The sequence below is a fragment of the Candidatus Omnitrophota bacterium genome, from assembly GCA_013791745.1.
Classification (GTDB): Bacteria; CG03; CG03; order CG03; family CG03; genus CG03.
The window spans coordinates 17,604-28,011 of the sequence record VMTH01000176.1 but is presented as its reverse complement, the minus strand read 5'-3'; the positions used below and the strand labels follow the sequence as shown (position 1 = coordinate 28,011).

Genomic DNA, 10,408 nt, shown 5'->3' with positions numbered 1-10,408 from the left:
GGTTTTCGTGACCTTTCTGATCTGCATTTCAGGAAAAATAGCTATGTCTTTCAGACCTATGCTGTAATTCCCTGCCTTATCAAAAGATTTATTACTCAAGCCGCGGAAGTCCCTCATCCTCGGCACAGCTATATTGATAAACCTGTCCATAAATTCCCACATCCGGTAACGGCGCAGCGTCACCGCGCATCCTATGGGCTGGCCCTCTTTGGTTTTGAAATTTGATATGGCCTTTCTGGTTCTGGTACGCTTGGCTTTCTGACCGGTTATCCGCTCTATCTGCGCGACGGCCTCATCCAGATATTTGGCATCTTCTTTCGCGGCATTATGAGAACAGCTTATAACGATTTTCTCAAGGCGCGGAGCCTGCATATCGTTAGCGTATTTGTATTTCTTCACCATTTCCTTGATAACTTCTTTCTTTATCTCTATAAAACGGGGAGTGTATTCGGCGCTCATATTATTTCTCCGCATTTCTTACAAAATCGCGCCTTGCCGTCTTTAAGATTTTTAAACCCCACTCTTGAAGGTTCATTACAGTGGGGACAAATAAGCTTAAGAGCCGAACAGCTGACAGGCCTTTCCTTCTCCTGTATTCCGCCCGGCGTATTCTGGGTCGGCTTGGTGTGCCTCTTGACCATGGCCACTTTGGCCACAAGGGCCTTGTCAGTTGACGGGAAAACCTTGATCACCTCGCTTATCTTACCTTTATATTTTCCCTTCATCATCATGACCTTGTCTTTATTTTTAAGTTTTTTCATTATACCACTTCCGGGGCCATCGATATGATCTTCATAAACCCCTTTTCCCTCAGTTCCCTGGCCACGGGTCCGAAAATACGGGTTGACCGGGGCTCCATCTTGTCATCTAGCAGCACGCAGGCGTTATCCGAAAATCTCACCCTGATTCCGTTAACGCGCCTTATGGGGAAAGCTGTCCTGACAACAACAGCGCGGACGACTTCACCTTTTTTAACCGCAGCGTTGGGCGCGGCTTTTTTGACTGAAGCTTTTATAAGGTCCCCCACATGAGCATATCTTCTTTTTGAACCTCCGAAACAGTGAATGCACATAACAATCTTAGCTCCTGAATTGTCACACACAGTCAGCCGGGTCATCAACTGTATCATTCTTTTTCTCCAACAGATGTTTTGGCCGCATCGCCCTTGACCACTTCCACGACAGACCATTTTTTCATTTTACTCATGGGCCTTGTCTCTGTTATCACAACCGTATCGCCGGCGGCGGAAATATTTTTCTCGTCATGGCAATGCAGTTTTTTTAACTTGTTGAGAACTTTATCATACTTGGGATGGTTATAAACCTTCTTAATCTCCACCACTCTGGTTTTACTATTTTTATCTCCTATAACAATCCCTTTTAATTTCTTACGCATTTTGCCCCCCGCTGCGGCTCGCCTTCAGTTTTTGGGCGGTCAGATAAGTCGATACCCTTGCTATATTCTTTTTTACCTTGCCGATCTGTGAAATATCCTTAAGAGCCCGCTGCTTCTTCTTCATTCTCATAAGAACGAGCTCTTTTCCATAATCCCTGAGCTTGTCTTCGAGCTCGGATACTGATAATTCCGCAAACTTTATTTTCTTCGCCATCAGTGCCTCTCCACGATCCTCGTTTTAAGTCCCAGTTTATGAGTTACCAACTTAAAAACTTTTTTAACTTCTTCCTCGGGGATGCCCTCTATCTCAAACATCACCTGCCCCGGTTTGACAATTGCCACCCAGCCCTCAACGGCACCCTTTCCTTTTCCCATGCGCGTTTCAGCCGGCTTTTTCGTGATAGGTTTATCCGGGAAAAGCCTTATCCATATTTTCCCTGATTTCCTTACGCTCCTGACCAGGCCGATTCTGCATGCCTCTATCTGCCTGGCCGATATTTGTTTAGCCCCAAGGGATTTGAGTCCCCATTCCCCGAAAGACACCGCGACAGCGCGCGTAGCCACGCCACGGATACGCCCTTTCTGTACCTTTCTGTGTTTAACTTTTTTCGGAGCCAGCATTATTTACTATCCTTCGTATCAACAGCCGGAATAGAAGCGTCGGCGATAGGAGCGGCTTCATCCGCCACAGCCACCACTTCTCCGGTTTTGAGCGCGGGCCGGACCTGAGCGTCTTTTATATGCACCCAGGTCTTGACGCCTATAACGCCGTATTTGGTATAAGCCTTGGAAAAACCATAACTGATATTTTTCGCGAGCGACTGAAGAGGGACACTCCCGTCTTTAAACCATTCTTTTCTGGCGATTTCATTTCCGCCGAGACGCCCGGATACCATCACTTTGGCTCCTTTCGCGCCCTCGCTCATTATATTTTTGATCATCCGTTTGCACACGCCGCGGAACGGCATCTTCTTCTCCAGCTGCACCGCCACCATTTCGGCGACTATCGGCCCGTCAAGGAAAGGCTGCTTGATCTCAGCGACATTGATCTTCACTTCTTTGCCTATCGCCGCGCCTATGTCCTCGCGAAGCGCGTCAATGGTCACGCCTTTCTGGCCTATGACAAGGCCCGGGCGCGCCGTGCAAATAGTTATAACGATCTGATTTGACGCTTTTTCAATCTCCACTTTTGAGATCTGCGAACGGCCGAGTTTTTTTTCAACAACCCGCCTTATCTTCACATCTTCCATAATAAAGTCCGCGGCGCTGCCTTTAACAAACCATCTGCTGATCCAATTTTTGTTAATGCCTATTCTGACACCGTAAGGGTGTATCTTCTGGCCCATATCAGTTCCCCGCTCCCGTTAAAAAATTCATCATTTCTTACTCTCCATTGCTGACAAAGCCACCGTTATGTGACTTGACCTTCTTTTATACAGGCACGCGCGGCCGAAAGGACCCGGCCTCATCCTCTTAAGCGCCGGTGCGGGCGTGGCAAATATGGTTTTTACAAATAATTTTCCCGAGCCCTGCGCCGCGGCTGAATTTATCAGCTTTTTCACAACCACAGCCGCGGGAGTTTTCTTCACCTCAAGCTTGGCGACGGCGGTTTCAACATCGGCCCCTCTGACCATGTTGAGATAACGCTGTATCTTTTTGGGCGACAATCTCACATATTTTGCGGTTGCTTTACATTCCATAATTTTTATTTTTTGAGGCCCACGGCATCCCTTTTACCCTGGCCGTGGCCTTTAAAAAACCTCGTCGGTGAAAATTCTCCGAGCCGGTAGCCGACCATGGCCTCTGTCACATACACCGGCATAAATTTTTTTCCGTTGTGCACAAGAAAAGTCAACCCCACCCATTCGGGGATGATGACGGAAGACCTCGCCCATGTCTTTATGGGCTGTTTCTTGTCAGCCTTTTTGTGCTTAGCTATTTTATCAAGCAAACGCTCGTCGACATACGGGCCTTTTTTAGTTGATCTGCTCATTTATTTCCTCTTTTTCCTTCTGGCTATTATCAGAGCCCCTGAAGCCTTCTTGGGATTCCTTGTCTTAAACCCCTTCGCCGGAATGCCCTGCGGAGACCTCGGCACATTTCCGCCGTGACTCCTGCCGCGGCCGCCGCCGTGCGGATGATCGACAGCGTTCATCGCCGTACCGCGCACATGAGGCCTGCGGCCCGTGTGGCGCTTCGCCCCTGCGCATCCGAATTTTCTGCTCCCGTGCTCAATATTATCGAGCCGGCCTATCGTGGCCTGTGAGGCCGCGAAAACCTTTCTTATTTCTCCTGACGGCATTTTTAAAACAGCGTAAGTATCATCCCTACTCATTATAACCGCGAAACCGGCCGCCGAACGGGCTATTTTCCCGCCTTTGCCCGGAATTATCTCTATGTTATGGACAAAAGTGCCTCCGGGAATACAATTCAAAGGCATGGAATTCCCGGGATGAAGAGGAGCCTGTGATTTTGACGAGATAACCGTCTTGCCCGTCTTCAGGCCGTCCGGATGAAGTATATATCTTTTCTCGCCGTCACTGTATTCTATGAGCGATATGCGGCAGCTCCTTCCGGGATCGTATTCAACACTCTGAACTATTCCGGGCATATCCCATTTATCTCTTCTAAAATCGATCAGCCTGATCCTTCTTTTCTGTCCGCCGCCGCGGAATCTGACTGTCACGCGGCCGGTGTTATTTCTGCCGGCGCTGGATTTCGCGGGAATCGTCAGGGGCAGATGGGGTTTGACCCTTATTCTGTCAGTCGGCTCGGTCCGGCCGCGCCTGGATGACGTTGTCGGTTTATAATACTTCATGCCGCTTCAAACCCCTGTATGGTTTCGCCTTTAACAACTTTAACATAAGCCTTTTTATAGCGCGACCTGAAACCGGCGTGGGCGCCTTTCCTTTTCAGCTTCGGCTTGGTGTTGACCGTTTTCACGCTCTCAACTTTCACGCCAAAAAGCTCGGTGACTGATTGTTCAATCTGGCTTTTCGTGGCCTTAGGATTCACAAAGAATACATAAATATTTGCTTCCACGCGCAAACGCTCGGATTTTTCCGTAAAAGCCGGCCAGAGTATCACGGCAGAATTGGCGAGCTTCATGCCTTCACCCCGTCAAGAGCCCCGTCCACAAATATCACGGCATCGCAGTATATGATTTTCCTCATATTAAGATCTGATACACATTCGAGCGAAACATTTTTTATATTCCTGAAAGGCAGGGCAAATTCCCTGTCCAGTTTTTCTGTCACGATGAGTATTTTGATATCCTTTTTAAAACTTTTAGACAGGAATTTGACGGCTTCCCCTGTTTTCTTGAAACCGGCTGATACCATAGAATAAATCTTACCTTCGGAAGCGAGCCTCGAAAGCACGTGCCTGAGAGCCGCACTTTTCTTTTTTTTGCTGAGCTTGTTGGTTTTAACTCTCGGCCGGGGGCCGAAAATGATACCGCCACCGGGCTTCAGAGGAGTTCTTATGCTTCCCTGTCTGGCGTTGCCGGTTCCTTTCTGGCGGTAGGGTTTTTTGCCGCCTCCGCGCACTTCCCCTTTGGTCTTCGTGCTGCCTGTAAAATTTTTGCGCAGATACTCCTTGAGCGCCTCATTGATAAAGCGGTCATCGTAGGAAACGCCGAAAATGTCGGCGCTCAGAACTTTCTCGCCCTCCAATTTTCCGGATACTTCTATCACTTTCGCTTTATTCATTTTATTTTCTTTATCACCAGAAGGCCGCCGCGGCTTCCCGGAGCCGCTCCGGTAAGATACAGCTTGTTGTTCGCAGAATCAACCGACGCCACTTTCATATTCTTAACCGTCACTTTGTCACTGCCCATGCGGCCAGCCATTTTCAGCCCGGGCAAAACCCGCGACGGATATGACGATGAACCTATGGACCCGGGAGACCTGTACTTATCCTTCTGGCCGTGACTTTTCTGGCCGCCTTTAAAGTTCCAGCGTTTCCGGGTGCTGGCAAAACCTTTCCCTTTTGAAATACCGGTGACACTGACGATAGATCCTTTTTCAAAGACATCCGATATCTGTATTTTGTCGCCGGTAGCGCAGGAGAATTCTCCGCGTATTTCACGCGAAGCTTTTATGCTTTTCATACCGGCCTTCGCGGCGATCCCGCCGATGGCTTTATTGGATTTTCCGCCCTCACAGGCTATTTTCACAGCCTGATAACCGTCTTTCTTAACCGTCTTGACATCCACAACGAGATTTCGCGGAACCTCCACAGCCGTACAGGCGAGTTCCGCGGTGTCGGTGAAAATACGGCACATGGTGCCTTTCATTCCAAGCACAGCGTTCGGCAGTTTCGGGGTCTTCGCTTCCGTCATTGACTCAGGTCCTTCACCGTGATATCGATGCCCGCCGGAAGAGAGATATCGCGGAGGATATTCATCACTTCCTTCGTTGGGTTCTTGATCTCTATCATCCTCTTGTGTATTTTGGTCTCAAACTGTTCCCGCGATTTCTTGTCCGCGTGGGGACTTCTCAAAACAGTGTAAAGTTTTCTCTTTGTCGGAAGAATGATCGGTCCCGTTATGATGATGCCCTTGTGAGAGAGCTGCGCCATTATGGTCTTCACCGATTCTTCAAGAAGCCTGTAATCGTAAGAGAAAACCTTTACCCTGATTTTTTCCATCTAATATTCCTTTTATTCTAGTATCTTCGAGATCACGCCGGAAGCAACGGTGTGGCCGCCTTCCCTGATGGCGAATCTGAGGCCCTCTTCCATGGCTATCGGATATATGAGCTCAGCCGTCACCTCGACGTTGTCTCCGGGCATCACAAGATCCCGGCCCGAAGGAAGATGAACCGTTCCCGTGACATCCGTGGTCCTTATGTAGAACTGGGGCCTGTAGCCGGTCACAAAGGGAGTGTGCCTTCCGCCCTCTTCTTTCTTGAGGACATAAACCTGCGCGACAAACTTCTTGTGCGGGGTTATGCTGCCGGGTTTTGCCAGCACCATACCTCTCTCTATCTTTTCTTTATCAACGCCCCTCAAAAGGATTCCGACGTTATCTCCCGCCTGGGTTGAATCAAGAATTTTTCTGAACATTTCAAGGGATGTGGCAACGGTCTTTATGACTTCCCCGAAACCCACCACTTCTATTTCCTCTCCCATCTTAAGCTGGCCCCTCTCCACGCGTCCGGTGGCAACAGTACCGCGGCCGGTGATGGAGAATATGTCTTCCACCGCCATGAGGAAAGGTTTGTCCAGATCTCTCTTGGGCTCCGGTATGGCCTCATCACAGTTCTTAACGAGCTCCAATATCGGCCCGCAGTTAGGACAATCCGGCTTACCGCAGGCGCATTCCAGGCATTTCGTCGCCGAGCCCTTGGCTATTCTGACATTGTCTCCGTCATATTCCTGTTTTGAAAGGAGCTCCCTGATTTCCAGCTCCACAAGATCCAGCAATTCCGGATCGTCGACCTGGTCTGTTTTATTGATGAACACCACCATGCTGGGTACGCCGACCTGGCGGGCGAGCAGTATGTGCTCTCTCGTCTGGGGCATAGGGCCGTCGGCGGCGCTGACAACAAGTATCGCTCCGTCCATCTGAGCGGCGCCGGTGATCATATTTTTTATATAATCGGCGTGACCGGGACAGTCTATGTGAGCATAGTGCCTGGTGTCCGTTTCATATTCCGAATGATGTATCGCAATTGTAATCCCTCTTTCTTTTTCCTCGGGAGCGTTATCAATATCCTCATATTTCTCAAAAGCGGCTTTGCCTAATTTTGACTGCAGTAATGTAATAGCTGATGTTAAAGTTGTCTTGCCGTGATCCACATGTCCGATGGTACCGATGTTAACATGCGGCTTACCCCTCTCAAATTTCGCCTTAGCCATTAATTCCTCCTTGACCGCCGAAGCGGCCATATCGGCAAACCTTTGCCGACTGCTATCCTTTCCCTATTACAGCCTCCGCCACATGCACCGGGACCCGCTCGTAACCTTTCGGCGTCATAACGTAACCCGCTCTTCCCTGTGTCAGAGACCTTATCACCGTGGCGTATCCGAACATCTCCGCCAGTGGCACAAATGCCCTTATGATAGTCAAATTGCCTTCTGTTGTCAACCCCCCTGTATTGCCCCGACGGGAAGACAGGTCTCCGAGCACATCTCCGAGATACTGGGTGGGTGTCCTTACCTCAATATCCATAACGGGTTCCAGCAGGATGGGCGCGGCTTTTTTCAGCGCCTTTTTCATCGTTTCAAAGGAACCTATCCTGAAAGCCAGTTCCGAAGAATCCACCTCGTGAAAACTTCCGTCCAAAAGTTCCACCGTTAAATTCCTGACAGGATAACCGGCCAGAGGCCCTGACTCGATGCCCATTTTCACGCCGGCTTCAACGGCGGGAATGAACTGCGAGGGAATACTCCCTCCTTTGATGGAATTCTTGAACTCAAATTTTTCTTCGCTGTTGGGCGAGATTTTCAGCACAACGTGCGCGTACTGGCCGTGGCCGCCGGTCTGCTTGACATATTTACCGTTTTCTATCACTTCCGCGGTGATGCCTTCTTTATAATTGACTTTCGGCGTCGACACCCTCAGGGGCACGCCGAACTCTCTCCTGATCCTCTCTATGTTCACTTCCAGGTGGAGCTCTCCCATCCCGGAAACTATCGTTTCGCTGGATGTTTCGTCTTTCCTGACAAGGAAAGTGGGATCTTCATCAACGAGTTTTGAAAGCGCCATTGACAGCGCGTCAAGCTGGCCGGGTTTGGCGGGCTCAATGGCCTGGGATATCACCGGATCCGGAAAAACGGGCGGCTCAAAAACCAGATTCGTATTTTTTGATGAGAGGGTCTGGCCGGTCCTCGTGTTTTTCAAACCGGCCACCGCCACGATATCTCCGGCGGTGATGTTTTTTATTATTTCCTTTTTATCGGCGTGCATAGAAAATATCCTGTCTATCTTCTCCACCCTGTCCTTGCTGGTGTTATACAGCCTCTTCCCCGAATCAAAAGAACCGGAATAAACCCGCAGAAAAGCGAGTTTACCCAGGAACTGATCCGTCACTATCTTGAAGACGAGGGCCATGAAATCCCCCTGAGCGGAATTTTTTATTGTGCTGTATTCTTTTGTTTCCAGGTTGAAAACGTTCGTGTCCGGCACATCCAGCGGAGAGGGCAGATATGCGCAAACGGAATCAAGCAGAAACTGAACGCCCTTGTTCTTGAACGCCGAGCCGCACACCACCGGGACAAAGCGCTTGTTTATGACCGCGTCCCTCAGCGCGTCTTTTATGAGTTTCACCGGGACGGGCTTGTTTTCAACAAGAAGCTCCAGTATCTCATCATTAACTTCACTCAGACTTTCCAGCAGCTCCCCGCGGGTCTTTTCGCATATATCTTTAAGGTCATCCGGGACGTCGGATTCCGTCCACGTGCTGCCGTCCGCCTCACTTCCGTAAACCCTCATCTTTTCTTCTATGACATCAATCGTGCCCATGAAATCCTTTTCGGCGCCGGCGGGAATGGCGATCGGCAATATTTTCTGAGCGAAAGTCTTTCTCATCTGTTTCACAACCTTCCAGTAATCCGCCCCCGGCCTGTCGAGCTTGTTGATGAAAGCCACTATCGGCACCTTGTGCCGGGTGGCCTGGTACCAGACCGTTTCGGACTGGGGCTCAACGCCGCCCACGGCGCAGAAAACAACCACGCATCCGTCAAGAACGCGCAGCGACCTCTCCACCTCGGCGGTAAAATCCACATGGCCGGGCGTGTCTATGATGTTTATCTGGTGCTTCACTCCCGCGGGATAATCCCAGGAACACACCGTAACGGCGGACTGTATGGTAATGCCTCTTTTTCTTTCCTCTTCAAGATGGTCCATGATCGTTGTGCCGTCATGCACCTCGCCCATCCTCCATATACGTCCCGTGTAGAAAAGCACCCTCTCCGTTGTGGTTGTCTTACCCGCGTCAATGTGCGCTATAATGCCTATGTTTCTTAATTTTGAAATATCAACTTCCATAATTTTATTTCTGAACTATATCCTGAAAATCCCGAAAAAAGGGATCAAAGTTTTCTTATAATCAGCGCATCCTCCGCAAGAAAGTCAATATCTGTAATGAGCAAAAGCCTTATTGGCCTCCGCCATTTTATGAACGTTTTCTCTTTTTTTCATGACGGAGCCCTCACCCTTATAAGCGTCTATGAGCTCCATCGCCAGTTTCTTATGCATCGGGGCGCCCTTCCTCTTTCTGGCCGCCTCTAGTATCCAGCGCATCGCCAGATCCTGCCCTCTTTCGTCGGTCACGGGCTGCGGGATCTGATATGTCGCGCCGCCAACGCGCCGCGATTTGACCTCGACCTGCGGGCGGAGATTGGTCACCGCCTTGTCAAGAAGATCTTTCTGCGGCACCTTGAGCTGTTTGGACGCCTCATCCAGGGCACCATACATTATTCTCATAGCCGCGTTTTTCTTACCCTCTTTCATTATGTTATTTATAAACAGCGTTATCATAAGGCTGCCGTATTTGATGTCCGGAAGCCGTCTTCTGGATGTGTGGATTTTTATTTTTTTCCTGCTCATTCTTTCTTACCTCTTTTCGTGCCGTATTTGGATCTGGACTTCTTTCTGCCGTCGGTTCCCGCCGCATCGAGCACTCCCCTGACAAGATGATATCTCACGCCCGGGAGATCTTTAACCCTGCCGCCCCTTATCATGACTATGGAATGTTCCTGGAGATTATGCCCTATGCCCGGGATATACGCCGTTACTTCCATACCGTTTGTGAGCTTCACCCTGGCCACTTTTCTGAGAGCCGAATTCGGCTTCTTGGGTGTGGTGGTATAGACTTTAACGCACACGCCCCTTCTCTGCGGACATCTTTGAAGAGCCCTGTTTTTCTTGGCCTTTTTAAAGCTCTCTCTTCCGCTCTTTATCAGCTGATTAGTCGTCGGCATTTAATTCAATCTCCTTAAAAAAAAATTTCAAAACGTTCCTATAATAAACATTTGTCCGGAAAAAAGTCAATAACTAAATATTACC

18 protein-coding genes are annotated in these 10,408 nt (G+C 49.5%); all 18 read right to left on the bottom strand.

Going from position 1 to position 10,408, the window contains the following annotated elements:
• Positions 1-474 (bottom strand): 50S ribosomal protein L5 (gene rplE, locus FP827_09190; protein MBA3053239.1); only part of this gene is annotated, 474 nt, incomplete at its 3' end.
• On the bottom strand, positions 456-764 hold the full coding sequence (locus tag FP827_09185; protein MBA3053238.1) for a 50S ribosomal protein L24: 309 nt from the start codon (positions 762-764) through the stop codon (positions 456-458). The genes rplE and FP827_09185, both read right to left, overlap by 19 nt.
• Positions 761-1,129, bottom strand: coding sequence for a 50S ribosomal protein L14 (gene rplN, locus FP827_09180; protein MBA3053237.1), 369 nt, complete (start codon positions 1,127-1,129; stop codon positions 761-763). The genes FP827_09185 and rplN overlap by 4 nt, the downstream gene beginning before the upstream one ends.
• Positions 1,126-1,395, bottom strand: a complete 270-nt coding sequence (rpsQ, locus tag FP827_09175; GenBank protein MBA3053236.1) for a 30S ribosomal protein S17 — start codon at positions 1,393-1,395, stop codon at positions 1,126-1,128. Before rpsQ ends, rplN begins: the two co-directional genes overlap by 4 nt.
• Positions 1,388-1,609: a 50S ribosomal protein L29 gene (gene rpmC / locus FP827_09170; GenBank protein ID MBA3053235.1), complete on the bottom strand. Its 222-nt coding sequence runs from the start codon at positions 1,607-1,609 to the stop codon at positions 1,388-1,390. Before rpmC ends, rpsQ begins: the two co-directional genes overlap by 8 nt.
• The gene (gene rplP, locus FP827_09165) at positions 1,609-2,016 is read right to left on the bottom strand and encodes a 50S ribosomal protein L16 (protein MBA3053234.1); all 408 of its coding nucleotides are present in this window, start codon (positions 2,014-2,016) and stop codon (positions 1,609-1,611) included. The genes rpmC and rplP overlap by 1 nt, the downstream gene beginning before the upstream one ends.
• Positions 2,016-2,741: a 30S ribosomal protein S3 gene (rpsC, locus tag FP827_09160; GenBank protein MBA3053233.1), complete on the bottom strand. Its 726-nt coding sequence runs from the start codon at positions 2,739-2,741 to the stop codon at positions 2,016-2,018. The genes rplP and rpsC overlap by 1 nt, the downstream gene beginning before the upstream one ends.
• A 30-nt stretch (positions 2,742-2,771) precedes the next feature.
• Positions 2,772-3,095: a 50S ribosomal protein L22 gene (locus tag FP827_09155; GenBank protein MBA3053232.1), complete on the bottom strand. Its 324-nt coding sequence runs from the start codon at positions 3,093-3,095 to the stop codon at positions 2,772-2,774.
• A gap of 5 nt (positions 3,096-3,100) precedes the next feature.
• Positions 3,101-3,388 carry a 30S ribosomal protein S19 gene (gene rpsS, locus FP827_09150; GenBank protein MBA3053231.1) on the bottom strand — a complete coding sequence of 96 codons (288 nt, stop codon included), beginning with the start codon at positions 3,386-3,388 and terminating at the stop codon, positions 3,101-3,103.
• On the bottom strand, positions 3,389-4,213 hold the full coding sequence (rplB, locus tag FP827_09145; protein ID MBA3053230.1) for a 50S ribosomal protein L2: 825 nt from the start codon (positions 4,211-4,213) through the stop codon (positions 3,389-3,391).
• A complete protein-coding gene (locus FP827_09140; GenBank protein ID MBA3053229.1) occupies positions 4,210-4,503 on the bottom strand; it encodes a 50S ribosomal protein L23 in 294 nt (97 codons plus the stop codon). Before FP827_09140 ends, rplB begins: the two co-directional genes overlap by 4 nt.
• Complete coding sequence (rplD, locus tag FP827_09135) at positions 4,500-5,105, bottom strand: 50S ribosomal protein L4 (protein MBA3053228.1); 606 nt, start codon at positions 5,103-5,105, stop codon at positions 4,500-4,502. The genes FP827_09140 and rplD overlap by 4 nt, the downstream gene beginning before the upstream one ends.
• Positions 5,102-5,737: a 50S ribosomal protein L3 gene (gene rplC, locus FP827_09130; protein ID MBA3053227.1), complete on the bottom strand. Its 636-nt coding sequence runs from the start codon at positions 5,735-5,737 to the stop codon at positions 5,102-5,104. Before rplC ends, rplD begins: the two co-directional genes overlap by 4 nt.
• On the bottom strand, positions 5,734-6,045 hold the full coding sequence (gene rpsJ / locus FP827_09125) for a 30S ribosomal protein S10 (protein ID MBA3053226.1): 312 nt from the start codon (positions 6,043-6,045) through the stop codon (positions 5,734-5,736). Before rpsJ ends, rplC begins: the two co-directional genes overlap by 4 nt.
• Before the next feature lie 12 nt (positions 6,046-6,057).
• Positions 6,058-7,257, bottom strand: a complete 1,200-nt coding sequence (tuf, locus tag FP827_09120) for an elongation factor Tu (GenBank protein MBA3053225.1) — start codon at positions 7,255-7,257, stop codon at positions 6,058-6,060.
• A gap of 52 nt (positions 7,258-7,309) precedes the next feature.
• Positions 7,310-9,388 carry an elongation factor G gene (gene fusA / locus FP827_09115; GenBank protein ID MBA3053224.1) on the bottom strand — a complete coding sequence of 693 codons (2,079 nt, stop codon included), beginning with the start codon at positions 9,386-9,388 and terminating at the stop codon, positions 7,310-7,312.
• A gap of 84 nt (positions 9,389-9,472) precedes the next feature.
• On the bottom strand, positions 9,473-9,949 hold the full coding sequence (gene rpsG / locus FP827_09110) for a 30S ribosomal protein S7 (GenBank protein ID MBA3053223.1): 477 nt from the start codon (positions 9,947-9,949) through the stop codon (positions 9,473-9,475).
• A complete protein-coding gene (locus tag FP827_09105) occupies positions 9,946-10,323 on the bottom strand; it encodes a 30S ribosomal protein S12 (GenBank protein ID MBA3053222.1) in 378 nt (125 codons plus the stop codon). The genes rpsG and FP827_09105 overlap by 4 nt, the downstream gene beginning before the upstream one ends.
• Between the last annotated feature and the right edge of the window lie 85 nt (positions 10,324-10,408).

Excerpts from the sequence above, each read along its gene's own strand:
- rplC (MBA3053227.1), bottom strand. The coding sequence starts at position 5,737 with ATGACGGAAGCGAAGACCCCGAAACTGCCGAACGCTGTGCTTGGAATG.
- rpsG (MBA3053223.1), bottom strand. The coding sequence starts at position 9,949 with ATGAGCAGGAAAAAAATAAAAATCCACACATCCAGAAGACGGCTTCCG.
- rplB (MBA3053230.1), bottom strand. The coding sequence starts at position 4,213 with ATGAAGTATTATAAACCGACAACGTCATCCAGGCGCGGCCGGACCGAG.
- FP827_09155 (MBA3053232.1), bottom strand. The coding sequence starts at position 3,095 with ATGGAATGTAAAGCAACCGCAAAATATGTGAGATTGTCGCCCAAAAAG.
- rpsC (MBA3053233.1), bottom strand. The coding sequence starts at position 2,741 with ATGGGCCAGAAGATACACCCTTACGGTGTCAGAATAGGCATTAACAAA.
- rplN (MBA3053237.1), bottom strand. The coding sequence starts at position 1,129 with ATGATACAGTTGATGACCCGGCTGACTGTGTGTGACAATTCAGGAGCT.
- rplD (MBA3053228.1), bottom strand. The coding sequence starts at position 5,105 with ATGAATAAAGCGAAAGTGATAGAAGTATCCGGAAAATTGGAGGGCGAG.
- rpmC (MBA3053235.1), bottom strand. The coding sequence starts at position 1,609 with ATGGCGAAGAAAATAAAGTTTGCGGAATTATCAGTATCCGAGCTCGAA.
- tuf (MBA3053225.1), bottom strand. The coding sequence starts at position 7,257 with ATGGCTAAGGCGAAATTTGAGAGGGGTAAGCCGCATGTTAACATCGGT.
- rpsQ (MBA3053236.1), bottom strand. The coding sequence starts at position 1,395 with ATGCGTAAGAAATTAAAAGGGATTGTTATAGGAGATAAAAATAGTAAA.
- rpsJ (MBA3053226.1), bottom strand. The coding sequence starts at position 6,045 with ATGGAAAAAATCAGGGTAAAGGTTTTCTCTTACGATTACAGGCTTCTT.
- FP827_09105 (MBA3053222.1), bottom strand. The coding sequence starts at position 10,323 with ATGCCGACGACTAATCAGCTGATAAAGAGCGGAAGAGAGAGCTTTAAA.
- rplP (MBA3053234.1), bottom strand. The coding sequence starts at position 2,016 with ATGCTGGCTCCGAAAAAAGTTAAACACAGAAAGGTACAGAAAGGGCGT.
- rpsS (MBA3053231.1), bottom strand. The coding sequence starts at position 3,388 with ATGAGCAGATCAACTAAAAAAGGCCCGTATGTCGACGAGCGTTTGCTT.
- fusA (MBA3053224.1), bottom strand. The coding sequence starts at position 9,388 with ATGGAAGTTGATATTTCAAAATTAAGAAACATAGGCATTATAGCGCAC.
- FP827_09140 (MBA3053229.1), bottom strand. The coding sequence starts at position 4,503 with ATGAAGCTCGCCAATTCTGCCGTGATACTCTGGCCGGCTTTTACGGAA.